A 23,470-nucleotide genomic window follows, 5' to 3' on the forward strand; every position below is an offset into this window, starting at 1 on the left:
CTTGAATTCGCCAACAGCGTCGCGGGTTCCGTCCGGCGGGGCGCTCGTGCGTCGGCCGGCCGCCTGGTGGTCGCATCCCTACGACCACCGCGGAGCGGTACCCGGAGCCGGAGCGGTGCCTCCTGGAGGCACACCCGTGGGACGACCCCGAAGTGACCGGCGTGCCGATCGCGCACGGCGCGGACCGGTGCCGGTCGGGTGCCGGACCCCGACGCGTCCGCCCGATGAGGTCCGCTCACCGCATGCCTCCCTCCCGAGGCTGGTTGCATCACTTCTATGATCGACCGGTCGCAGAACGACCAACGGGTGGAGGGCACGATGTCCGGTCGGATCACCGCAGTGAGCCGCAACGAGGCGTACTCGTTCAGCAAGCCCAACCACGCTTCCATCACGCTGCTCGCGGGGCTCGGCGTGGAAGGAGACGTTCACGCGGGCGAGACGATCCGCCACCAGTTCCGCATGACCTACGAGCCGGACCTGCCCAACCTGCGCCAGGTCCACCTGATGCACGAGGAACTCTTCGACGAACTCGCGCTCAAGGGCTTCGAGGTCTCCGCGGGCCGGCTCGGCGAGAACATCACCACGCGCGGGGTGGACCTGTTGGGCCTGCCCACCGGCGCTCTGCTCCATCTCGGGGAGCAGGCGGTGATCGAGGTGACGGGACTGCGCAACCCGTGCGCGAAGATCAACGACTTCCGCAAGGGACTGCTCGGTGAGGTCTTCGCCCTGGACCCGGTGTCGGGCGAGTTCGTCTTCAAGTGCGGCGTCATGGCCGTGGTCCGCCGGGGAGGGACCGTCCGCCCCGACGATTCCGTCCGGGTCGAGCTCCCGCCCCTCCCCCACCGCCCGCTGGAACGGGTCTAGGTTTTTGTTCCGTGGTCATCCTCATCTGGAGCCGACGCTGACCACAAAGCCAGGACCTAACGGTGAACAACAGGACTTGGTGGAACGGACGGCCCCCAGCCCGGCGGCAAGAGTGCCCAGGAACCGTGGTCCAGCCACTCCCCGAACTGAACGGGCTGGGCGCCGCCGACGTGGTCCGAGGACAGCGGGACGATCCGGTCACAGGTAGCCCGTCCGTCCCACCAGACCGTGCCGGCCAGAGAGCCGGTCAGGGCCAACAAGGTGGAGAAGCCGCAGCCGTGCTCCTGGATGACGACCGCACCGGCCGTCTTCAGGTCCTCGAACCTGTCGGCCTCGTCGTCCCAGGCAGAGCGAGCCTCCCGGTACGCGGCGTCGTCCTCGAACGCCTCAGCCTGTGGTTCACGCGCCATCAGTTCGTCGTCGGCCTCGGCGTAGGAGTCGGGATGCGGAAAGGGAGTGACCAGCAGCTCGCGCCGCCCCTCATCGTTCCCGGCCCACCACCAACCACGTCCGGTCCGCTCGAGCCGGAAGAGCGCCCCGCCTGCACTCACCTCGCGCAGATACGCTCGGTATTCCTCCGGAAAGGACACTCCGAGTTCCCGTTCGGCCTCGGCGATCTCGGCTTTGGTGAGGGGCGACTCCGTCATGGGGCGAGCCTAATAGTGCTTCGTCAGGTTCCGGATCCGCTGGTCGGCAGGGGGCGGCCGCAGGTGGTGCAGATGCCGGTCCAGCACCTCGGCAGGTCCTCGGCCACGACCCGGCCGCGAACGCGGACCTGCTGGCGAAGGCGACCGGCTGCGCGTGACCCCGGTACGACGATGGGCCCGGCCTCCAGGGGGAGGGAGGCCGGGCCCATCTGCGCGGTGGTTCGGTCCCGGGGGTGCTGTCGGCGAATCCCCCAGGGACTGCCAGGGCATGCCGCGAGGGCAGAGATGGGGGCGAATCTCCAGGCAGAACAGCCGTGAGTGGTGTGTTGTCTGGAGATCCGCTCCCATCAGTGTCCGGTGGTGGGATTCGCCGACAGAATTCCGGGGGAGGGCGGGCCGCGCGGCCCGCTCCCCTTTCCGTGTGCGTCAGCCGGCCGCCTGCTCCAGCGCGTTGGCCCGCAGGTCGAGCAGGGCCATCAGCACGGGCGGGTCCAGTTCCCCGACCGGGCGCAGCGTGATCTCGGCGGGCAGCAGCAGGGTGTCCGCGTGCACGGTGACCGGCCCGTAGCAGCCGACGGAGACGGTGTCCTCGTCCCCGATGCCGGAGGGAAGGTCCTCGCTGCCGTACGGGACGGAGTGCACGAGCACGTACCAGGTGCCCGCGGGTATGTCGCGCAGCTCGAAGCCGCCGGGGCCGTCCAGGACGGTGCAGCGCACCGGCTGACCCTGGGGGACCGGGGTGGGGAAGAGGCCGACGAAGCAGTGGCCGGGGGAGCGGCTCTCGGGCAGGGAGACCTGCCCGCGCAGGGTGGTGCGCGGGCCGTCGCCCTCGGGGCCCGCGTCGGAGTCGATGGCCGAGGTGAATCCGCCGAGCTCCCTGAATACGCTCGGAGAAACACCCACACACGCCTTGAAGCGAGAACTGAACGTACCCACGCTGCTGTATCCGACCTGACTGCTGATGTCGGCCACGCTGAATGTGGTGTCGAGCAGGAGGCGTTTCGCCTCCTGCAGCCGGAGCGCGGAGAGGAAACGCCCCGGGGAGGTCCCCGTCACATCCCGGAACACCCGGGTGAAGTGGAACTTGCTGAACATCGCGGTGCGCGCCATGTCGTCGATGGTGAGATCCTGGCCCAGATTGGCCTGCATATCGACGATCACCCTGTGGACTGCACGCTCGATCGTGGTGGAGGTCACCGTTTCTCCCTGGTGGTCGAGAATGGCGATACCGCGCCTGTCAGTTCCGGGACGTCGGCGCGGGCCGGACGGGGCCGGCCGGCCCCATGTCGGTCAGCCGGCGGCTGGTCAGGTCCTCGGCGAACCTGCGCCAGGTGTGCGAACACTGCAGAGCCAGTTCGGCCACGGTGGCCGTGCAGTGCGGGGGGACGGCGCCCGCCTGCTGCCGCCATGCCTCGTCCACCACGAAGTGGGTGTGCAGCCAGCGCAGGAAGTGGCGGCCGGACTCGGACTGGCGCAGCGACGGGTCGGCGGCGAGGTTGCGCAGTGTCTCCAGTGGTGTGCGGCTGCGTCCGCCGGTGGCCGGCCGGCCTGCCGCCGGGCGGCCGGGCGCGGCCGGTGCGGGCTCCCGGTCCGCGGGGGCGTCCGGGGCGTCCGGGGCGGAGCCGGCGTCCGCCGGCCGGTCCTCCGGCGCCTTGCCGCGCCGTCGGCTCGGCACCGGGGTCTCCCCGCGCTGGAGACGTCTGCGCACGTCGTGGGCGGTGCCCAGGGACAGGCCGGACTGCTGGGCGACGGCCCGCAGCGGCAGGTCCGGCCGGCTGGTCATGAGTTCCGCGGCCCGCAGTCGCTCGAGCGTGCGGTCCAGCGGGTGGTCCCGGCCGTCGCTGCCCGTCCGCGTGTTCGACTGTGGAGAGTCCACGGTTGAACTGCGCCGTACGGCCGCGACCGTCTTGGGGTCCAGGCCGGCGCAGGTGGCGACGGTCCGGTCGGAGAGGTCCGGGTGGGAGCGCAGGATGCGCTCGGCGGCGGCCTTGCGGTCCGCCGTCGACAGCGGCAGCCCGTGGGCGATGTTCGCGGACACCGAACGCAGGAAGGCGTCCTTCTCGGGTCCGTCGAAGTAGTGCACCTCGACGGTGTCCTGCCCCTTCAGGGCGGCGGCGGCCACCCGGTGCGAACCGTCGACGATCCGCATCGTCGGCCGGTGGACCAGTATCGGCGGCAGCGACGCCAGGACGTCGGCGAGGCGCTGCACATGCATGGGGTCGACCCCGTTCAGCCGGGGGGAGTCGGCCGGCCGCAACACCGCGATACGGACCCGCTGGGTGAAGTTCGTCGGCAGTTCCAGAGCCTTGTCCGTGCTTTCCAACCTTGACACCCCCCTGGACCGGTACGAATTGTTCCGGCTCCTCTTCATTCCGGGACGGTGGTCCCGTGGCTGACGGAAGAGGAATACGTCGGCAAGAACGTTAAGCGATCGAACGGCCTTTTGGCCGGGTCGGCGGGGGCGATGCTTCGACTCCGCCTAGTTCATTCATGCAACTCACCGTTCGCTGAACGCCGCCGGTGTCAGTTGTTTGAAAAGACTTGGCAGCTCTACGTTCTTTTCACACCCCAGGCGAATCCCACCAACGAGACCGGGAGGACGAGTTGCAGACATCGGCAAGAATTCCCGAGCGCAGGGTCGAAATCGGGGACGAGGCGACTCTCACCCTCGAGGCCTATGCGGACACCATCGTTCCCGGCGAGAAGCGCGGGCCCGACGACCGGGCGATAGCCGGCGCCGGCACCGGCGGAGGAGCGGTCGCCGCCGGCGCCCTGGACCTCCTGCGCTGGGACGCGACCGGCGTCGCCGACGGCCTGGAGGACCTGGCCGGCCTCGTCAACGGCCACGCCAGGACCCACGCCGCCGAGGCCGGCCTGGAGCTGGACGACAGGGTGCCGCCCTTCGTGGCCCTCGACTACGAGGACCGGGTGCGGCTGATCCAGACCCTGACCACCCCGGGCCATCCGGAGAAGGACTTCTGGGTCCTGCTCTCCCTGTTCTGCAACATGGCCTTCGACTCCGCCGCCCACCTGCACACCGCGCAGGCCGTACAGGAGGGCCACCCCGGCCTCACGGCGATGGGCATCACCGCCCCCGACGCCGACGGTCTGTGGCGGTTCGCGGACTTCGGCTACGGCCGCAAGCTGGCCGACCTCCACCCCGACACCACTGCGACCGGGAGCCCGGCATGAGCAACGCGATCGAGAAGACCGACGTCCTGGTCATCGGCAGCGGCTTCGGCGGCGCCATCACCGCCTACCACCTCGCCGCCGGCGGTGCGAAGGTCACCGTCCTGGAGCGCGGCCCATGGCTGCGCAGCACGGACTTCGAGCACGACTACAAGCTGGGGTCCTCCTACACACGGGCCTTCGACTTCGTCGTCGGCGACGGGATGAGCGTGCTGGGCGGCAACTGCGTCGGCGGCGGCAGCGTCGTCTACTTCGCGGCCATGCCGCGCGCCCCGCGCTTCGTCTTCGACCGCCAGGGCAGCATCGGCCGCCGGATGTGGCCCGCCGCCCTCAGCCGCGACACCCTCGACCCCTGGTACGACCGGATCGAGGAATCCCTCTCGGTGAGCAAGCAGGAATGGAGCGACGTCAGTTACGCCGGCGGGCTGTGGGCCGCGGCCTGCAACCACGCCGGACGCACCGCCAACCCGCTCGCCGTCGCCATCGACAACTCCAAGTGCGCCAACTGCAACTTCATGATGGCCGGCTGCCGCTTCGAGGCGAAGCAGTCGCTCACCGTCAACTACCTGCCGGCCGCGATCGCCCACGGGGCCGAGATACGGCCCCTGCACGAGGTGCAGCACCTGACCCGGACCGCGGAGGGGGACTACCGGATCCACTACAACGTCATCGACGACCAGGACTACCGGGTGCACCACGAGTCCGGCGTCATCGAGGCCAAGATCGTCGTGATGGCGGCCGGCGCCGCGGCCACCCCCGTCATCCTGCAGCGCAGCGAGGCCCACCTCGGTTCGATGCCGCACGCGGTCGGCCGCTACTTCTCCGGCAACGGGGAGCGGCTCAACACGGCCATCCTCAACGAGGACAAGGTCGCCGAACTCCTCGGCCTGTCCCGCGGCGACGGCGCGCTGCCCTACGGCGCCAACGCGATCGGCAGAGGGCCGACCGTGGCCAGCTGGGACAAGCTGGACGGCTCACTGCCCGAGTACTCCCGCTACTCGCTGGAGCAGCTCTACTTCCCGCCGGGCCTCGGCACCATCCTCGCCCAGGTGCCCGACGCCACCGGGCCGACCTGGTTCGGCAGGGAGAAGAAGGAGATCCTCAAGAACTGGAAGTCCTGGCTGACGATCTTCTCGATGATCGAGGACGACAACGAGGGCGTCTTCGGCCCGCCGCCGGAGACCGGCAACGCCCTGCGCATCTCCCAGCAGATGCTCGGCCGCGGCAACCTCTCCTACCGGCCCACGAAGAACACCTGGCACGGCTGGAACCAGTCCGACGCGGAAGTGAAGGAGATCCTGGAGAAGGACGGCCTCGCCAAGGTGATGCCGTGGACCAACGACCTGGTCGGCGCCTACACCGTGCACCCCCTCGCCTCCTGCCGGATGGGCGACGACCCCCGCACCTCGGCCCTGGACGACACCAACGAACTGCGCGGCCACTCCGGTGTCTTCGTCACCGACGGGTCCGCGATCCCCGGGGCGCTCACCGTCAACCCGGCGATGACCATCGCCGCCGTCGCCGAACGCGCGGTCCCGCACATCGTGGCGGAGGCCCAGCGCAGGGGAGTGGCCGTGAGCTACGGAGCCCCGGCGCCCACCGGCTACAAGAGCGGCCGGAACGCGGTCCTGCCGCTGCTGCGCAACAAGCCCAGGCAGCCGGCCGGAGTGTGACCCGCACCGGCGGACGCGCTTCCCGCCGGCCGGTCAGTTGCTTCACAGGACTTTCTCTTCCCCGGTGGGTTGCTTCACGCAACCGGCCCGCGATCCCAGGAGACAGCGGTGCGACCACTCGTGAGAACCATGCTGAAAGGCTCCCTCAAGCAGATCCGGCACGTCACCGCGGTCCCGCGGCACGAGGCGAAGGGCCTGGTGGCCGACGTCTACGACCGGGCCGGCCGGGAGTTCGGCATCCTCGCGCCGCCGCTGGCGCTGCACTCCCCGGCGCCCGAGGCGCTCGCCGCCTGCTGGGTCCTGCTGCGCGAGACCCTCCTCGTCGACGGCCGGGCCGGCCGGGCCGCCAAGGAGGCCGTCGCCACCGGAGTGTCACAGGCCAACGAGTGCGCGTACTGCGTCGACGTCCACCGCGCCAAACTGCAGACCCTGACCGGGCCGGACACCGCGCCCCTGACGGCCGTCACCGACTGGGCCCGCCGCCTCACCACCGCCGGCGGCCCGCCGCGGCCCGCGCCCTTCCCCGCCGAGCACGCCCCCGAACTGCTGGCCACCGCCGTCACCTTCCACTACCTCAACCGGATGGTCCGGCTGTTCCTCCCCGACTCGCCCGTGCCCGACGCGGCCCCCAGGGCCGGACGCGGACCGGCCCTGCGGATCGTCGCACGGGCCATGCGCCCGGACACCGGCACCACGGTCACCGCCGGAGCCTCCCTCGGCCTGCTCCCCGCGGCACCGCTGCCCGCCGCGCTCGCCTGGGCCCGGCCCGAGCCGGCCGTCGCCGGGGCCCTGGCCCGCGCCGTCGCCTGCGTCGACGCGTCCGCCGAACACTGGGTCCCCGAGCCCGTACGCGAACTGCTGCACGCCGAACTCGCCGTCAGCGACGGCACACCGCCCGGCCCGAGCCGCGCCTGGCTCGACCCCCTCACCGACCGGCTCGCCCCCGACCAGCGGCCCGCCGCACGGCTGTCCCTGCTCCTCGCGCTCGCCCCCTACCAGATCACCGACGCGGACGTGACCGCGTTCCGGGCCGGCCGGCCCGGCGACCGCGAGCTCGTCGAGCTCGCCGCCTGGGCGTCCCTGACCGCCGCCGTCCGCGCCGGAAGCCGTTTCGCCGCGCCCCTGCCCGACGCCCGCCCCACCCGCCCCGCACCCGCCGGTGGCTGACCGGCACACGCACACCACGAGGACATCCCCTGCATCCCCCGCACGAACCGACCCCGAAGGAGCCCGACCATGAGCAGCCTCAACGACGTCCTGAAGGACCTGGCGACCGACATCGAGGAGACCGCCCGCCTCGTCGAAGACCTCGACGAAGCAGCCTGGAACACACCGACGCCCGCACCCGGCTGGCGCATCGCCGACCAGATCGCCCACCTGACCTTCATCTTCCACCTGGCCGGCACCGCCGCCTCCGACCCCGAGGCCTTCGCCCGGATCGCCGCCGGCGCCTCCCACGACTTCGACGGGGCCGTGGACGCCGCGCTGCGCCAGTTCAACCAGTTCCCGCCGGACCAACTGCTGGCCCGCTTCCGCGCGTCGGGCCGGGCCTCCGTCGACGCGCTGGCCGCCGTCCCGGAGGGCGAGGTGGTGCCCTGGCTGGTCAACCCGCTGCCGCCCGCCGTGCTCGCCTCCGCGGGAATCATGGAGGTCTTCGGCCACGGGCAGGACATCGCGGACGCGCTCGGCGTGCGCCGCGAACCGACCGGACGCCTGCTCCACCTGGTCTTCTTCGCCTTCCTCACCCGTGACTTCGGCTACCTCTCCCGCGGCCTGACCCCGCCCGCCGAGCCGTTCCGCATCGAGGTGACCTCACCCACCGGCGAACTGTGGGCCTTCGGCCCCGAGGACGCCACCGACCGGATCACCGGCCCGGCCGAGGACTTCTGCCTCCTGGTCACCCGCCGCCGCCACCGCGCCGACCTGGCCCTCGAGGCCGAGGGCGCGGAGGCCGAACGCTGGCTCGACATAGCCCAGGCATACCGTGGCCCGTCCGGAGAGGGCCGCAGGCCGGGTCAGTTCGCCGACCGGGGAGACGAACACTGAACCGCCCCGCGGGCCCCGGTCGCCCGGTGGCCGAGGCGGGCACCGTCCGCCCGGCCGCCCCCGCACCCCGAGTCCGCTCCCCACCAGCCGCCCCGCCCGCACCCGACCAGGAGCCGCCATGACACCCGCCTTCCTGCGCACCGCCGTCGTCATCGGCTGCGGTGTCACGGGCACCTCGATCGCCCTCGCCCTCACCGGGGCCGGGGTCGAGGTGGCCCTCGCCGATCAGGACGCGGACGCGGTCGCCGAGGCGCAGCGGCTGGGCGCGGGCACGGCGTGGACCCCCGACCGTCCGCCCGCCGACATCGTCGTCGTCGCCACCCCGCCGTCCGCCGTCGTCGACGTCCTGCACGACGCCCAGGCCCGCGGCCTGGGCCACGTCTGCACCGACACCGCCGGGACCAAGGACATCGTCGCCGCCGAGGCCGAACTGCGCGGCTGCGACCTCAAGGGCTACGTCCCCGGCCACCCGCTGCCGGCCGGGGGCCCGGCGGCCGGCCCGTCCGCCTCCCGGTTCGCCGGCCGGCCCTGGATCCTGTGCCCGTACGACACCACCCCCCGCTGGGCGCTGGCGACGGTCGCCGAACTGGCCACCCTGTGCGGCGCGGTCCGCCGCGACATGACACCGCAGGAGCACGACCTGGCCATGGCCGCCGTCAGCCACGTGCCGTACGTGGTGGCGGCCGTCGTCGCGGGCGGGCTCCTCGACGTCGACCCCGCTCTGCTGCCGCTCGCCGGCGACGAGCTGGCCGGCGTCGTACGGGCCGTCGCCGCCCTCCCCGGAGCCGGCAGCGATCTGCTGGCGCACAACGCGGGCCCGGTCGCCGACCGGCTCGACAAGGCGGCCGGCGCGCTGGCCGCCGCCGCCCGGATGCTGCACCGCGGCGAGGACACCGTGCCCGTCGAACTCGCCCTGCTGCTGGAGCTGGGCGAGCGGGGGCGGGCCGCCCTGGAGGCGGCCGGTGAGCACCGCACGGCCGAGGATGCCCGCCGGCCGGACCGGATGTGACGGTCACGGGAACCCGACGCCGAACGAAGGATGGCCCGCCCGTGACCCGCCCCGTCTTCTTCCTGCACCCCGTCTACGAAGCCCTGTCCGCCTTCGGCTGGCTGTTCATCGGCCCCGTCCCGCTCGCCGAGCGGCGGCCGCCGCTGACCGGCCCAGCGCCCCTGCACCCCGAGCGGCTGTGCCCCGAACGCCCCCTGACACCCCTGGAGCACGCCCTGGACCGGCAGCTCACGGGCTGAGCGCCCCCGGACCGGTTCTGCCGTAGCGCCCGGCTCCCCCTCGCGGGGAGCCGGGCGCCGTCATGTCCCGGCAAGGCCCTCCCGGCGCCGTTCGACTTGGCGAAGTCGGATGAACACGCAGGTCACAGCCACACTTCAGAGGCGTCGCACGGGCGAAGATGCCGCTTTCCCCGGCGCGGAAAACGATGAGTGGGCCGTCGCGAGACGTCCTACGAGAACGGAGCCCCGCATGACACACGGCGTGCCGAACAAGCGGTTGCTGATGGTGATGCCCTACAGCCAGTTCGTCCGCAAGGCCGCCCAGGCAGGGTTCGAGGTGTGGGCGATCTGGGACCCGGCCCTGCGCGAGCGGGCCTACCTCGACTCGGTCGCCGAGCACGCCCGCGAGCTGCTGCTGACCGACTTCTCCGACGAGGCGGCGCTGCGCGCCCTGATCGCCTCCACCGTCCGGGCCCACGACATCGGGACCGTGCTGCACCTGGGAGCGGAGAGCAGCATGGGCCCGGTCGTCGCCGAGGCGGAGGCGCTCGGGATCTCGCCCAACCCCGCCGCCGCCGTGCACCGCCTCAACGACAAGGGGGCGCTGCGCGCCCTGCTCGGCGAGCACGGGATCTCTCCCGTGCGCAGCGAACTCGTCCTCACCACGGAGGCGGTCGCCGCCGCCGTGTCGCGTCTGCCGCTGCCCGTCGTGGTCAAACCCACCCGGCTGTCCGGAAGCCGCGGCATCGCCCTGATCCGGGACGCCGCCGACCTCGACGAGTGGACCGGCCGCGTCACCGCCGCGGGACACGCCGGCCCGTATCTGGTGGAGGAGTACCTGCAAGGACCGGAGTTCAGCGTCGAGACCCTGTCCGCCGGCGGCACCCACCACGTCATCGGCATCACCGCCAAGCACACCACCGGCGCACCCCTGTTCGTCGAGACCTCCCACATCCATCCGGCCCCCCTCGCCCCCGCCGACGACGCCGCCGTCCGCACCCTGGTGACCCGGCTGCTCGACGCCGCAGGGCTGGTCTTCGGGCCCGCGCACACGGAGGTGATCCTCACCGAGCACGGCCCGCGCGTCGTGGAGTCCCAGACGCGGCTGGGCGGCGACCGCATCCCCCAGCTCATCGAGACCGCCACCGGGTACGACATCGAGGCGGAGATCTTCCGCACCCTCGCGGGGGCCGCCACCGAACCGCCCACCGCCCTGCACATCGCGTCCGTCGGCTTCTTCCTGCTGCCGCCGGGGCGCCTGGCGGAGGTCCGCGGCCTCGACGCCGTACGGGCCCTGCCCTACGTGCACACCCTGCACTTCCCCCACGCCCCCGGCGACGAACTCCCGCCCACCACCGACTCCGCCACCCGCCACGGCTACGTCGTCGTCGACGCCCAGTCGCCGGCCGAGGCCGAGGAGCGCATCGCCCGCGTGCGTTCCCTGCTCGTCGCCGACGTGCGCGAAGCCACCGCCCCGAAGGGAACCCCGCGTTGAACCCCGCCCCGACCGTGCTGCTGATCGGCGGCGTCGACGCCCACCTGGAGCGCTTCCACGCGCTCGGGGCGAAGACCGTCCTGATCCAGCACCCCGACAAGATCACCCCGTACCAGAACCGCACCGCCCACGCGCTGCTGATGCTGGACTACACCGACTGGGAGACCGTACGGCCCTTCGCCGAGGCCGCCCGCGACGTCTACGGCGCCGACGCCGTGGTCTCCCTCACCGAACCCGGACTCAACACCGCCGCCCGGCTGGCCGACCTGTTCGGGCTGAGCGACGGCAGGCGCTACGAGGCCAGCCGCCGGATGCGCGACAAGTACCTGATGCGCCGCCACCTCGCCGAGCACGGCCTGCCCGTCCCCGAGCACGGACCGGTCGACGGCCGGGCCTCCCTGGCCGCCTTCGGCGAGCGGGCCGGCTACCCCTTCATCGTCAAGCCCGTCTCCACGACCGCCGGGTTCGGTCTGCTGCGCGTGGACGGCCCGCAGGACCTCGACGCCGTATGGGCGCGGATCGAACGGATGCAGGGCGGGCGCACCGACCGCGGCTCCACCATGTTCACCGTCGACGGCTTCCTCATGGAGTCCTACATCGACGGCCCCGAGTTCAGCGTCGAGTCGCTCAGCTTCGCCGGCCGCCACGTCGTCGTCGCCGTCACCGAGAAGCTCACCGACGACGCCCACTTCGCCGAACTCGGCCACGTCGTGCCCGCCCGGCTCTCCGACACCGACCGGAGCCGGCTCACCACCGCGGTCCAGGACTTCCTCACCGCGATGGACGTCACCGACGGGCCGAGCCACACCGAGATCCGGCTCTCCGCCCGCGGCCCGATGGTCATCGAGTCCCACAACCGGCTCGGCGGCGGCCACATCCCGGAGCTGGTCCGCGCCGCCTACGGCATCGACCTGATCGCCTACGGGGCCGCCTGGCCGCTGGGCCTGACCGAGCCGCTGGCCGCGCCCCCCGAGCCCACCGCGGCCGCCGTCACCCGTTTCGTGCTGCGCGAACCCGGCACCGTCACCGCCGTCCACGGCGTCGAGGAGGTCGCCGCCCGGCCCGACGTGCTGCTCGCCCAGGTCTCGGTCCGGCCCGGCGACACCGTACGGGAGCTGCGCGACAACTGGGACCGGCTCGGCAGCGTCGCGGTGACGGCCGCCGACCCCGACAGCGCGGTCCGGCTGTGCGAGCACCTGGTCCGCGAGGAGATCCGCATCGACATCGCCCCGGCGGTCCAGGAGGGGCTGCGGGCGGCCTGAGCGACCAGGAGGAGTTGACCACCATGTCCGTACGACGAGGACTGCTGACCACCCTGCGCGAGGACCTCGGCGTCGTCGTCGAACGGGACCCGTCCCTCGGCGGCCGCTGGGAGGCGGTGGGCCACACCGGCCTGTCCGCCCTGTGGGCCCACCGCGTCGCGCACCGGCTCCACCGCGGGCGCACCCGCTGGGCCGCTCGGCTCGTCGCCCGTGTCGCACGCCGCCGCACCGGGGTCGAGATCCATCCCGGCGCGCGGCTGGGACGGCGGGTCTTCATCGACCACGGCGCGTCCGTCGTGATCGGGCAGACGGCCGTCGTCGGCGACGACGTGACGATCTACCAGCAGGTCACACTGGGGGCGGTCGGCTGGTGGGCGGACAACGCGCGCCCGCCCGGCGCCCGCCGGCACCCGGTGGTCGGCGACCGGGTCGTCCTCGGCGCCAACGCCACCGTGCTCGGCCCCGTCACGGTCGGCGACGACTGCCTGATCGGCGCCATGGCCACCGTCACGGACGACGTCCCGCCCGGCGCCCGCGTCTACGCGGCCCGCTCGATCGTCCGCCCCGCCCCGACGTCCGCCCCACCCGGCACCCACCCGCCCGGGGCGGCGCCGCCCGCCCTGGACGCCGTACGTCTGCTCGCCTCGGCGGGTTCCTGGTGAGCGGTCGCGGGGCGCGCCGTCCCGATTCCGTTCGCCCCGGCCGGGGCGGCGCCGCCCGCCCTGGACGCCGTACGTCTGCTCGCCTCGGCGGGTTCCTGGTGAGCGGTCGCGGGGCGCGCCGTCCCGATTCCGTTCGCCCCGGCCGGGGCGGCGCCGCCCGCCCTCGACGCCGTACGTCTGCTCGCCCCGGCCGGTTCCTGGTGAGCGGCCCCGACTCCGCCTGCCCCACCCTCTCCTGGAGACTGCCGTGACCACCGCCGTCCGTACCGAACGCAACATCGCCGCCGGGCTCGAAGAGCTCATCGGCCACACCCCCCTGGTCCGTCTCGCCGTCGCAGGGGCCGCGCCCGGCGCCGAGGTGCTCGCCAAGCTGGAGTCCGCCAACCCCTTCGCCAGCAGCAAGGACCGTGCCGCCCTGGCGATGCTGCGCGGTGCCGAGGAGCGCGGCGACCTCGCCCCCGGCGGCACCGTGGTGGAGTCCACCTCGGGCAACACCGGTATCGCGCTCGCGGCCATGGCCGCCAGGCGCGGCTATCGCTGCATCGTCGTCCTGCCCGACAGCGCCACCCCCGAGCGGATCGGCCTGCTGAACGCGCTGGGCGCCGAGGTCGTGCAGACGCCCAGCGCCGAGCGGTTCGCGGGGGCCATCGCCAAGGCGGAGGAGATCCAGGCCGCGACCCCCCGCTCCTGGTACGTGCGCCAGCACGAGAACCCCGACAACGTCCGCGCCCACTACGAGAGCACCGGACCGGAGATCTGGGCCGACACCGGCGGCCGCGTCGACGTGCTCGTCGCGGGCGTCGGCACCGGCGGCACCCTCACCGGAGCCGGACGCCACCTGCGCGAACGCAACCCCGACCTCAAGATCGTCGCCGTCGAACCGGAGAACTCCCCGGTGCTGTCCCGGGGGTACGCCGGCACCCACCGCATCCCCGGTCTCAACGGCGGCTTCGTGTCGCCCACCACCGACGTCGACCTCATCGACGAGGTGATCACCTGCCCGGACGAGGCCGCCCTCGACACCGCCCTCGCCCTGGTGCGTGAACAGGGCCTGTTCGCGGGAGTCTCCTCCGGCGCCGCCGTGTACGCGGCGGCCCTCCTCGCACGGCGGCCCGAGTCCGCGGGCAAGTCCGTCGTCACGATCCTGCCCGACACCGGCGAGCGCTACGTCAGCATCTTCACCGAAGGGTCCCCCTCATGACCACCCTGGTCCTGCACCGCGGCTCCCTGCGGGCCAACCCCTACGAACACTGGCTCGCCGGCCGGGACGAGAAGATCGTCCTGCTCGGCTCGGCCGAGCAACTCGCCTTGTTCGGCGAGGAGTTGCCCACCGCCGCGCCCTACCTGCACGCCGAGGTGCTGCCCGACTACGACACCAGTGACCGCGTCGCGGAACGGGCCGCCGAGCTCATCGAGGAGTTCGGCGTCACGGACCTCGTGGCCTGCCAGGAGTTCGACATCGAGCGCGCCGCCGCGCTGCGCGAACGCTACGGACTCCCCGGCCAGCGGCCGGACACCGCGCTCGTCTACCGCGACAAGTGGGAGATGAAGCAGGCCGCCGTACGGGCCGGCATCAAGGTCGCCGACCACGCCCTGCTGCACACGGCCGCCGACCTCACCGCCTTCGCCGGCCGCCACGGACTGCCCGTGGTGGTCAAACCGCGCCGCGGCGCCCTGTCCGTCGGCGTGGCCGTCCTGCGTACGGACGAGGAACTGGCCGCGTGGCTCGACACCGCCGAGCTGACCGGTCCGGACGGCGAGCCGCAGTGGCTGGCCGAGACGTTCGTCGAGGGCTCCATGTGCCACATCGACGGCACCGTCCTGGACGGGCGGATCGCCACCCTGTGGCCCTCCCGCTACCTGTACGCGCTGGCGAACTTCCGCGACCGCGCGGGCCGGGTCGACATCGCCCTCGACGTCGCCGATCCGCTCACCCGCAGGCTCACCGAGTTCGGCGAGCGGATCCTCGCCGCCTTCGGCGGACCCGAGCACTTCGCCTTCCACATCGAGGTGTTCCACACCGACGACGACGAGCTCGTCCTGTGCGAGGCCGCCTCACGCGCGGGCGGGGCCGGGGTGCGCGACGTCCAGCGCGCCCTGTTCGGCTTCGACCCCATGGAGTACCCGGTGCGCCGCCAGCTGGGCCTGCCCGTGGACCACGAGGGCCGGGCGGACCCCGGGCAGATCGCCGGGCAGTTGCTGTTCACCAAGCGGCCGGGCGTGCTGCGCGCCCTGCCCGACCCGGCGACCCTGCCGCCGGGCGTCCTGAAGTACACGACGTACGCGCAGGTCGGGGAGCGGGTGCCCGAGGCCTCGCACTCCGGGGACTTCCTCGTCGCCTTCGTGATCGCGGGCGCGGACCGGGCCGAGTGCGAGGCCCGTATCCGGGCCGCCGAGGCCTGGTTCACCGCCGGACTCGACATCGGCTGAGCCGCCGACCTGACCAAGTACGCGCGTCGTGCGCGCCGGTGCGGGGCGCGGCAATCCAGGAGATGCCGCGTCCCGTACCGCTGTGTGACCGTTCCGGCAGAGCCGGGGGCACGGCGGGGGTCCGCCGCCCGGAGGGCCGATCGGATGGGACAACGCCTTGGTCAGCACATCGATTCAGCAGCGATTCGCCGCGCAGGTGAGCTCGACACCGGACGCCGTGGCCGTCTCGGCGCCCCTGGGCGGCACCACTCTGACCTACCGTCAGCTGGACGAGCGCGCCAACCGGCTCGCGCACCGGCTGATCGGCCTCGGCGTGCGTCCGGGCGACCCGGTCGCCGTGTTGATGGAACGCTCGCCCGAGGTCGTCGTCGCCCTGCTGGCCGTGGTGAAGGCCGGCGCCGCCTACCTGCCCCTGCACAGCGCCTACCCGCTCGCCCGGATGCAGCAGATCACCGACCGCGCCGGGGCGCCCGTACTGCTGACCGACGCCGCGCTGCGCTCGCGCGGACTGCCGCAGGCCGGCCCCGTCGTCGAGCCCGCCACCGACCCGGCGGTGGCCGCCGCGCCCGCCACCGACCCGGGCATCGCGTGCGACCCCGACGCCGTGGCCTACGTCATCCACACCTCGGGTTCCACCGGTGCGCCCAAGGGCGTGGAGGTCACCCACCGCGGTGTGCTCGCGTTCACCGCCGACTCCTCCTGGTCCGAGGCGCACCGGCGGATCCTGTCCCTGGCTCCTTACGCCTTCGGTGTCTCCACGTACGAGATCTGGGTGCCGCTGCTGCGCGGCGGCCGTGTCGTCCTGGCCCCGCCGGGCGAGCCCGACGTGGCCACCGTCCGCCGGCTCCTCGCCGACGAGTCCATCACCGCCCTGCACGTGACGGCCGGGCTCTTCCGCGTCTTCGCCCAGGAGGCCCCCGACATCTTCGCCCCGGTCCAGGAGGTGCTCACCGGCGGCGACGTCATCGCCCCGACGGCCGTACGGCGGGTGCTGGACACCTGCCCGGACACCGTCGTACGGGCCATGTACGGCGCCACCGAGCTCACCGCCTTCGCGGCGCACGCGACGATGACCGCCGCCTGCCCGCCGGACGGCCCGGTCCCCGTGGGCCGGCCGATGGACGGGATGGAGTTCCGGCTCCTCGGGCCCGGCCTCGTCCCCGTGCCCGACGGGGAGACCGGCGAACTGTACGTCGCCGGCGACCGGCTGGCCCGCGGCTACCACCACGACACCGCCCTGACGGAGGACCGCTTCGTCACCGACCCCGCCGGTACGCGCATGTACCGCACCGGCGACCTCATGCGGCGCACCGCCGACGGGCAGTTGGAGTTCGCCGGGCGCGTCGGCGACCAGGTCAAGATCCGCGGCTACCTCGTGGAGCCGGGCGAGGTGGAGCACGTACTGGCCCGCCAGGACGGCGTGGCCGACGTCGCCGTCGTCGTCCGGGACGACGGCGCCGGCGATGACAAGCGGCTCGTCGCCTACGTCGTACCCGGCGGCCGCTCTGACGGCACCGGTCCCGACGGTCTGCGCGCCGCGGTCGCCGCCCTGCTGCCCGACTACATGGTGCCCGCCGCCTTCGTCGTACTCGACGCCCTGCCCCTGACGCCCAACGGCAAGCTGGACCGCGCCGCGCTGCCCGCGCCCGAGCGGCCCGCACCGGCGCCGGTGCCGGAGACCGACGAGCTCACGCCCGGCCGGCGGCTGCTGTGCGACCTGTTCGCCCGTGCGCTCGGCCTCGACGCGGTCGGCCCCCACGACAGCTTCTTCGAGCTGGGCGGCGAGTCCCTCCAGGCGATCCGGCTGGCCGGCCGCATCGGGGCCGAACTGGGCGTCGAGGTGTCCGCCGCGGACATCCTCAGCCACCCGACCGTCGCCGAACTCGAAACCCTGCTGCGGGACCTCTCACCCGCCCCCCTCTAGGCCCACCGGGCACGACGCGGTCGTCCACGACCGGGAAAAGGATTGGTCACCTTGAGCATCACCACCGCAGCGCCGCAGACCGACGACGGCACCGCCCAGCGGATCCCGCTGTCGTACAACCAGCAGTTCCTGCGCGCCTTCGACAAGGGCGAGACGGACGGCGCCTTCGGCCACCGGCACACCCTGGTGTGCGGCTGGCGCGTCACCGGCGCCGTCGACACCGACGCCTTGCAGCGTGCCCTCGACGACGTGGTCGAACGGCACGAGGTGCTGCGCACCGCCGTGGTCGGCGACGACGAGGGCGGCCACCAGGTCGTCCACCCGCCCGCGCCGGTCGCCCTGGAGGTCACCGACCTGCCCGATGCGGACGACACCCCCCGCGACGTGCGCGCCGAGGAGTTCCTGAACGACCTCGACGCCGCCCCGTACCCGGTGCGCGAACTGCCCCACCTGCGGGCCTTCCTGGGCCGCTTCGACACCACCGACGCCGTCCTCGTGCTCGCCACCCACCACACGTCCACCGACGCCTGGTCCCTCCAGGTCCTGATGCGCGACCTGGTGGCCGCCTACCGCGCCCGCGCGGCCGGCGCCACGGCCGACCTCGGCGAGGTGGCCCAGTACCGGGAGTTCGCCCGCTACCAGCAGGAGAACGCCGACAGCAGCCGTATCGACCAGGCCCGCGCCTACTGGCGCGAGCGTCTCGCCGGAGCCGAGATCACCGGCATCACCTCCGACCGCCCGGCCCAGGCGGACCTGCCGAGCGCGTACGGCGTGCACCGCTTCGTCTTCGACACCGAACTGTCCAAGAAGGTCGTGGAGTTCGCCCGCGCCGAGCGCTGCACCCCCTTCATGGTGCTGGCCGCCGCCTACAGCGTGCTGCTGCGCCGGCGCACCGGTACCACCGACGTCGTCTTCCCGACCTTCTCCTCCGGCCGCTACGAGGAGCGGTTCGCGGACTCGGTCGGCCCGTTCTTCAACTTCGTGCCGATTCGTATCGACACCGGCGACTGCACCACCCTCGCCGACGTGCTGGACCGCTCCCGCGCGGCCTGCGTGGGCGCCTACCGCAACGAGATCCCCTTCGCCCGCATCGCCGAGGACAGCCCGGCCCTGCTCGCCCCGTTCGCCGACGGATTCCTCGCCGTCGTCGCCTTCGAGGTGCTCCAGTCGGCCTTCCCGCTCGACGGCGAGGACGGCGGGGACGGCAAGGACGGCAAGGGGACGGAAGGCCCCCGCTTCACCGAGATCCGGCGCCGCACCCTGTCGCAGCAGGTCAGCTCGGCCATCCCGGACGGCGGCCTGTGGGCCATGGACGTCCTGCCCGGCGGCGAGCTCGCGGGCAGCCTGAAGTTCGACCACAACCGCTTCGACGAGCGCACCGCCCGCGAACTGGTGGAGCAGTTCCGGCACCTGCTCACGGTCCTGAGCGGCGCCCCGCAGACGCCGCTGGCGAAGCTGTGACCGCGACGGCCCCGCAGGCGACCCCTCCGACTCCGACTTCGATTTCGACTCCGACTTCGACGCAAGAGGACCGATCCCGATGACTTCCACCCTGCCCGAGACGTTCGCCCCGCGCGCGGCCGTGCCGGAGCCGGACCTCACCCCGGACGAGATCGTCGCCCGCGCCGAGGAACTGGCGGCCGGCCTGCCCGCCCGGCAGGCCGAGACGGAGCGGCGCGGCCACTACGCCGAGGACACCCACGAGGCGTTCACCCGCGCCGGCTTCTACCGCATCCTGGTCCCGCGCCGGTACGGCGGCTACGAGTTCGGTCCGGCGACGTTCATGAAGGTCGCCACGACCCTGGCCCGCGGCTGCCCGTCGACCGGCTGGATGTACCTGTTCGGCGCCGCCCACGCCCTGGTCGCCGCGACCCTGTTCGACGAGCGCACCCAGGCCGAGCTGTTCGCCGGCGGCGACTTCGTCTGCCCGGCCACGGTCGCCCCCGCCGGCAGCGCGACCCGCGCCGAGGACGGCTCCTGGCTGCTGGACGGCGTCTGGAACTACTGCTCGGGCGCCCCCTACGCCACCCACTTCATCGGCCACACCCTCGTCTTCGACGACCCCGACGGGCCGCCCGCACCGATGCTGTTCATCGCCGAACGGTCGCAGTTCGAGCGTCTGGACGACTGGGGCGACCAGCTCGGCCTCAAGGGCAGCGGCTCGCACAGCATCCGCATCCAGGGCGCCCGCGTCCCCGCCCACCGCACCCTGCCCGGCCACCTCAGCCAGATCCCGGTCACCGACGAACTGCCGGGACGCACCCTGCACGGCCCCGAGTACGGCGGCGGACCGCTCAGCTTCATGCTGCTCGAACTCGGCGCGCTGGCCGTCGGCATGGCCCAGGGCGCCCTGGACGCGTACGAGGAGCTGATGCGCACCCGTACCACCACGTTCTTCCCGATCGTCCCGCGCACCGAGGACCCGGACTTCCAGTTCCGCTTCGGCGAGGCCACCGGCATGATCGCCACCGCGGACGCGGCGATGACCGAGGCCGTACGCCAGTGGGAGCAGCTCTGCCTCAAGGACGCCGCGGCCTTCACCCGCGAGGAGGAGCTGCGGCTGGCCACCATCAGCCGTGAGGTGGTCCGCCTGTGCTGGAGGGCCGTCGAGGGCCAGCTCTTCCCGACGGCGGGTTCCAGCTCCGTACGCGCGGGGGAGCGCGTCGAACGGGTCTGGCGCGACCTGTCGATGCTGCACAGCCACGCCGGCAACGGCGTCTTCCTCGCCTCGCACGCCGGCCGGGAACTGGCCCGCGCGCACTTCGGCACCGGACAGTGACCGCCCCTTCTGCAGACAGGGAAAATCCCATGGAGCAAGGCTGCCCCTTCGCCCTCGACACCACCGGGCGTGACATCCACGGCGAAGCCGCCGTCCTGCGGGACCAGGGGCCCGCGGTCCCGGTGGAACTGCCCGGAGGCGTCCTCGCCTGGTCGCTGAACGGCCACGACGTCATCAAGAGGGTGCTCGGCGACCCCCGGGTCACCAAGAGCGCCCGCAACCACTGGCCCGCCTTCCAGAACGGTGAGATACGGCCCGACTGGGAGCTGATCAGCTGGGTGGCCATGGACAACATGGTCACCGCCTACGGCAAGGACCACGTCCGGCTGCGCAAGCTGACCGGCAAGGCGTTCAGCCCGCGCCGCACCGAGGCGTTCCGCCCGCGCGTGGAGGAACTCACCGACCAGCTCCTCGACGGCCTGGCGCAGACCGCGCCCGGCGACGTGGTGGACCTGCGCGAGCGGTTCGCCTACCCGCTGCCCGCGCGCCTGGTCGCCGACCTGATCGGCATGCCCGAGGAGGCCCGCGCCAAGACCGCCAAGGTCATCGACGCCATGGTGGACACCACCATCACCCCCGAGCAGGCCCAGGCCGTGCTCGCCGGCTGGCGCGGCGCGATGGCGGACCTGATCGCCGACAAGCGGCGCGAGCCCGGCGAGGACATCACCAGCGACCTGGTGGCCGCCCGCGACGAGGACGGTTCGCGGCTGACCGAGGAGGAGCTGACCGACACCATCTTCGCGATCCTCGGCGCCGGCTCCGAGACCACCATCAACTTCTTCGACAACGCCATCACCGCGCTGCTGTCGGACCCCACGCAGCTCGAGCTGGTCCGCTCCGGGCAGGCCACCTGGGACGACGTGATCGACGAGACGCTGCGCGTGGAGTCGCCCCTGGCCCACCTGCCGCTGCGCTACGCCGTCGAGGACATCGAGCTCGACGGCGTCACCATCCCCAAGGGCGACCCGATCCTGGTCAACTACAGCGCCGTGGGCCGCGACCCACGGCTGCACCCGGACGCCCCCGGCTCCTTCGACCTCACCCGGCCGGACAAGGAACACCTGTCCTTCGGGTTCGGTCCCCACTACTGCCTCGGCGTGGGCGTGGCCCGCCTGGTCGCCCGCACCGGCCTGTCCCGCCTCTTCGCCCGCTTCCCCGACCTGTCGCTCGCCGTCCCCCGGGAGGAACTCCAGCCCCTGCCGACCTTCATCATGAACGGCCACCGCAGCCTGCCGGTCCGCCTGACGGTCCCGGCGCTGGTCACCACCGGCTCCTGAGCACGCCGACCGTCCGGTGAGGGGAGCGTTTCTCCCGGCATGACGCCGCCTGCGCGGTGTTCTGCCGGGAGAAACGCTCCCCTCGTGGTGCCGACCCGAACTGCCACGCCCCGTAGAGAAACCGCCTCCGCTCCCCGGGCGTTGACCAGGTGACGCCGCTCCGTCTTCGCGGGCAGGCGGTGGGTATCGGGGACACAACGGGAGGGAGAGCGGGATGACGCAGGCCGCGGTGGGTGAGCTGGGTGAGCGGGTGCCGGGGCGCTGGTGGACGGTGCGTCTGGACGCCGTCGGCCGGGGCAGTACGGCCGTGCGCGTCACGTGCAGCCGGCCCGCCTGTGCCGAACAGCGTCTGCCGTCCACGGCCGCCGGCCGCGCGGCCGCGGTCGCCCACCTCAAGGCCCACCTGCGCGCCGTCCCCGCGCCCAGGGCCGAGGCGTACTGCGCGTGCCGGGCCGAGAGCTGCCGCACCCATCTGCCCGACACCGGCCGCCCCGCGCGCGGCGAACCCTGGCGATGCGGCGGCCCGGTCGTCCTCGCGGTCCTCGCCGACCGGGAAGGGCGCCGGTGGCAGGCGATGGAGTGCTGTTCGCGGTGCGCGGCCGCCACCCCCGGAGCGAAGACCGTAGGCACCTCCCGGACGCCCGACGGCCCGCAGACCACCGGACGCCCGGCCCCCGCGACCACGGGGGTGGGCGTGCCGCGGCTCTCCGACCACCAGGCCCCCGCAGCCGCGGGTGCGGGCGTGGGCGTGCCGCGGTTCTCCGACCACCAGCCCTCCGTCGGGACGAGGGCCCCGACCCCCCGCTCCGTACCCGCACGGCGCCGCCCACGGCAGGCGAAGATCGCCCAGCGGGTCGTCCCGCACGACCTGCAGCCCGACGTCCTGCGGGACGAACTCATCGAACTCGGCGACCTCTTCCGCGCCTACCAGCGGCGCGAGCAGCCCGACCTGGCGCTCCTCGCCGACCTCCAGGAACGCAAGGCCCGCGCCTTCACCACCTGGGCCGGTGTCACCGGCGACGACGACCTGCGGGAGGAGGCCCGGCGCGCCGAGCAGGCCGCCGCCACCATCCGCCGCCAGCACCAGCAGCGCACCGGCGGCGTCGCGTACGGCGACGGGCCGGCCGTGACGCGGCTGCTGACCGTACCGACGCAGTGGGAGCACGTGCGCTCCGTCCTCGCGCACGTGGCCGACCACGCCCCGCTGCCCGGACCGGAGGCACGGCTGCTGGTGCTGATGCTGACCCTGCGCACCGCGCACACCGGCACCGGCAACCTCGTCGGCCAGGACGTCAACGCGCTGGGCCTGACCGACCCGCAGGACCTGGTCGAGAAGCTGACCGGCTGCGGCTGGCTGTCCCTCCCCGGCACCGTCGACGACCTGCTCGCCTCCCGGCCGGAGAACCCCACCCCGATCACCGTCCCCTCCCTGGTGCCCCCCGAGGACGGGACGGGCCCGTTCACGTTCGGCAGGAAGATGCGGCCCAAGCTCTCCGGCTGGGCCCAGCGGGTCGTGACGGACAAGAAGCTCCGCAAGACCAGGGCCCCCGCCGGCCCCCGACTGCTCGCCCTGACACTGGCCACCCAGGCCGACGCCTCGGGCCGCCTCGGCCCCGACGGCCAGGGCATCCCCCTGGACATCCTCACCACCCGGGTCCCGGTCGACCTCGACGAACTCCAGGCCCTGACCGACCGCCTGACCACGGCGGACTGGCTCACCGACCCCACCCTCACCGACACCCGCCTCACCGGCCGCCTGACCGAACGCGTCCTGCCTCTCACCTGCCCCCTTCTCTAGCCGCGCCCTCAAGAAGAACGGCTCGCAGAGGCTACGACGACGACCCCGGCGGACGGAGGTCCGGCGGGTCGTCGACCGGCGGGAAGACGGCCCCCCGGTCGTCGGGGAACGCGGCCGTTCGGTCCTCGAGGTGCCGGCGGACCTGTCGCTTCGCCCGCGGCGCGCGTCCGTGGTGCGATGGAACCGGGGGGTGGAAA

General features: G+C 73.1%; 20 protein-coding genes. 17 read left to right on the forward strand and 3 right to left on the reverse strand.

Going from position 1 to position 23,470, the window contains the following annotated elements:
* The first annotated feature begins 318 nt into the window (after positions 1–318).
* Positions 319–864, forward strand: a complete 546-nt coding sequence (locus AMK33_RS30235; protein ID WP_073936320.1) for an MOSC domain-containing protein — start codon at positions 319–321, stop codon at positions 862–864.
* Between the two features lie 56 nt (positions 865–920).
* Here the strand turns inward: AMK33_RS30235 and AMK33_RS30240 are convergent, their stop codons facing one another.
* The 3 genes from AMK33_RS30240 to AMK33_RS30250 all read right to left on the reverse strand — a co-directional run bounded on the left by AMK33_RS30240 (position 921) and on the right by AMK33_RS30250 (position 3,807).
* The gene (locus AMK33_RS30240) at positions 921–1,511 is read right to left on the reverse strand and encodes an SMI1/KNR4 family protein (RefSeq protein WP_073936180.1); all 591 of its coding nucleotides are present in this window, start codon (positions 1,509–1,511) and stop codon (positions 921–923) included.
* A 426-nt stretch (positions 1,512–1,937) separates the two neighbouring features.
* Complete coding sequence (locus tag AMK33_RS30245) at positions 1,938–2,660, reverse strand: helix-turn-helix transcriptional regulator (protein ID WP_383460470.1); 723 nt, start codon at positions 2,658–2,660, stop codon at positions 1,938–1,940.
* Positions 2,661–2,748: 88 nt separating this feature from the next.
* Positions 2,749–3,807, reverse strand: a complete 1,059-nt coding sequence (locus AMK33_RS30250) for a ParB/RepB/Spo0J family partition protein (RefSeq protein WP_073936321.1) — start codon at positions 3,805–3,807, stop codon at positions 2,749–2,751.
* A 308-nt stretch (positions 3,808–4,115) separates the two neighbouring features.
* Between AMK33_RS30250 and AMK33_RS30255 the strand changes: the two genes are divergently transcribed.
* The 16 genes from AMK33_RS30255 to AMK33_RS30330 all read left to right on the forward strand — a co-directional run bounded on the left by AMK33_RS30255 (position 4,116) and on the right by AMK33_RS30330 (position 23,273).
* On the forward strand, positions 4,116–4,703 hold the full coding sequence (locus AMK33_RS30255) for a DUF5987 family protein (RefSeq protein WP_079195017.1): 588 nt from the start codon (positions 4,116–4,118) through the stop codon (positions 4,701–4,703).
* Positions 4,700–6,373, forward strand: coding sequence for an FAD-dependent oxidoreductase (locus AMK33_RS30260; RefSeq protein WP_073936182.1), 1,674 nt, complete (start codon positions 4,700–4,702; stop codon positions 6,371–6,373). The genes AMK33_RS30255 and AMK33_RS30260 overlap by 4 nt, the downstream gene beginning before the upstream one ends.
* A 108-nt stretch (positions 6,374–6,481) precedes the next feature.
* Positions 6,482–7,540, forward strand: a complete 1,059-nt coding sequence (locus AMK33_RS30265) for a carboxymuconolactone decarboxylase family protein (RefSeq protein ID WP_079195018.1) — start codon at positions 6,482–6,484, stop codon at positions 7,538–7,540.
* Between the two features lie 69 nt (positions 7,541–7,609).
* The gene (locus tag AMK33_RS30270; protein ID WP_073936184.1) at positions 7,610–8,419 is read left to right on the forward strand and encodes a TIGR03084 family metal-binding protein; all 810 of its coding nucleotides are present in this window, start codon (positions 7,610–7,612) and stop codon (positions 8,417–8,419) included.
* Positions 8,420–8,537: 118 nt separating this feature from the next.
* On the forward strand, positions 8,538–9,428 hold the full coding sequence (locus AMK33_RS30275) for a prephenate dehydrogenase/arogenate dehydrogenase family protein (RefSeq protein ID WP_073936185.1): 891 nt from the start codon (positions 8,538–8,540) through the stop codon (positions 9,426–9,428).
* Positions 9,429–9,469: 41 nt separating this feature from the next.
* Entirely contained in the window at positions 9,470–9,667 is a 198-nt protein-coding gene (locus tag AMK33_RS30280; RefSeq protein ID WP_073936186.1) for a DUF6059 family protein, read from the forward strand.
* A gap of 229 nt (positions 9,668–9,896) precedes the next feature.
* Positions 9,897–11,141, forward strand: coding sequence for an ATP-grasp domain-containing protein (locus AMK33_RS30285; protein WP_073936187.1), 1,245 nt, complete (start codon positions 9,897–9,899; stop codon positions 11,139–11,141).
* The gene (locus AMK33_RS30290; protein WP_073936188.1) at positions 11,138–12,403 is read left to right on the forward strand and encodes an ATP-grasp domain-containing protein; all 1,266 of its coding nucleotides are present in this window, start codon (positions 11,138–11,140) and stop codon (positions 12,401–12,403) included. Before AMK33_RS30285 ends, AMK33_RS30290 begins: the two co-directional genes overlap by 4 nt.
* Before the next feature lie 23 nt (positions 12,404–12,426).
* The gene (gene epsC / locus AMK33_RS30295; protein ID WP_073936189.1) at positions 12,427–13,065 is read left to right on the forward strand and encodes a serine O-acetyltransferase EpsC; all 639 of its coding nucleotides are present in this window, start codon (positions 12,427–12,429) and stop codon (positions 13,063–13,065) included.
* Between the two features lie 247 nt (positions 13,066–13,312).
* Positions 13,313–14,266 carry a cysteine synthase A gene (gene cysK / locus AMK33_RS30300; RefSeq protein WP_079195019.1) on the forward strand — a complete coding sequence of 318 codons (954 nt, stop codon included), beginning with the start codon at positions 13,313–13,315 and terminating at the stop codon, positions 14,264–14,266.
* Positions 14,263–15,495: an ATP-grasp domain-containing protein gene (locus tag AMK33_RS30305; RefSeq protein WP_073936191.1), complete on the forward strand. Its 1,233-nt coding sequence runs from the start codon at positions 14,263–14,265 to the stop codon at positions 15,493–15,495. Before cysK ends, AMK33_RS30305 begins: the two co-directional genes overlap by 4 nt.
* 196 nt (positions 15,496–15,691) lie before the next feature.
* Positions 15,692–17,419, forward strand: a complete 1,728-nt coding sequence (locus AMK33_RS30310; RefSeq protein ID WP_235618244.1) for a non-ribosomal peptide synthetase — start codon at positions 15,692–15,694, stop codon at positions 17,417–17,419.
* A gap of 51 nt (positions 17,420–17,470) precedes the next feature.
* A complete protein-coding gene (locus AMK33_RS30315) occupies positions 17,471–18,880 on the forward strand; it encodes a condensation domain-containing protein (RefSeq protein ID WP_073936323.1) in 1,410 nt (469 codons plus the stop codon).
* A gap of 79 nt (positions 18,881–18,959) precedes the next feature.
* A complete protein-coding gene (locus AMK33_RS30320) occupies positions 18,960–20,198 on the forward strand; it encodes an acyl-CoA dehydrogenase family protein (protein WP_073936193.1) in 1,239 nt (412 codons plus the stop codon).
* A gap of 29 nt (positions 20,199–20,227) precedes the next feature.
* Complete coding sequence (locus AMK33_RS30325; protein ID WP_073936194.1) at positions 20,228–21,475, forward strand: cytochrome P450 family protein; 1,248 nt, start codon at positions 20,228–20,230, stop codon at positions 21,473–21,475.
* A gap of 214 nt (positions 21,476–21,689) precedes the next feature.
* Positions 21,690–23,273, forward strand: a complete 1,584-nt coding sequence (locus AMK33_RS30330) for a hypothetical protein (protein ID WP_073936195.1) — start codon at positions 21,690–21,692, stop codon at positions 23,271–23,273.
* The last annotated feature ends 197 nt before the right edge of the window (positions 23,274–23,470 follow it).

Origin of the sequence: Streptomyces sp. CB02400, from assembly GCF_001905725.1 — a bacterium.
GTDB lineage: Bacteria > Actinomycetota > Actinomycetes > Streptomycetales > Streptomycetaceae > Streptomyces > Streptomyces atrovirens.

Bases quoted from the DNA above. Each gene is read 5' to 3' on its own strand.
- AMK33_RS30235 (WP_073936320.1), top strand. From the start codon at position 319: ATGTCCGGTCGGATCACCGCAGTGAGCCGCAACGAGGCGTACTCGTTC.
- epsC (WP_073936189.1), top strand. From the start codon at position 12,427: ATGTCCGTACGACGAGGACTGCTGACCACCCTGCGCGAGGACCTCGGC.
- AMK33_RS30270 (WP_073936184.1), top strand. From the start codon at position 7,610: ATGAGCAGCCTCAACGACGTCCTGAAGGACCTGGCGACCGACATCGAG.
- AMK33_RS30305 (WP_073936191.1), top strand. From the start codon at position 14,263: ATGACCACCCTGGTCCTGCACCGCGGCTCCCTGCGGGCCAACCCCTAC.
- AMK33_RS30245 (WP_383460470.1), bottom strand. From the start codon at position 2,660: ATGCAGGCCAATCTGGGCCAGGATCTCACCATCGACGACATGGCGCGC.
- AMK33_RS30240 (WP_073936180.1), bottom strand. From the start codon at position 1,511: ATGACGGAGTCGCCCCTCACCAAAGCCGAGATCGCCGAGGCCGAACGG.
- AMK33_RS30285 (WP_073936187.1), top strand. From the start codon at position 9,897: ATGACACACGGCGTGCCGAACAAGCGGTTGCTGATGGTGATGCCCTAC.
- AMK33_RS30275 (WP_073936185.1), top strand. From the start codon at position 8,538: ATGACACCCGCCTTCCTGCGCACCGCCGTCGTCATCGGCTGCGGTGTC.
- AMK33_RS30330 (WP_073936195.1), top strand. From the start codon at position 21,690: ATGACGCAGGCCGCGGTGGGTGAGCTGGGTGAGCGGGTGCCGGGGCGC.
- AMK33_RS30320 (WP_073936193.1), top strand. From the start codon at position 18,960: ATGACTTCCACCCTGCCCGAGACGTTCGCCCCGCGCGCGGCCGTGCCG.
- AMK33_RS30325 (WP_073936194.1), top strand. From the start codon at position 20,228: ATGGAGCAAGGCTGCCCCTTCGCCCTCGACACCACCGGGCGTGACATC.
- AMK33_RS30260 (WP_073936182.1), top strand. From the start codon at position 4,700: ATGAGCAACGCGATCGAGAAGACCGACGTCCTGGTCATCGGCAGCGGC.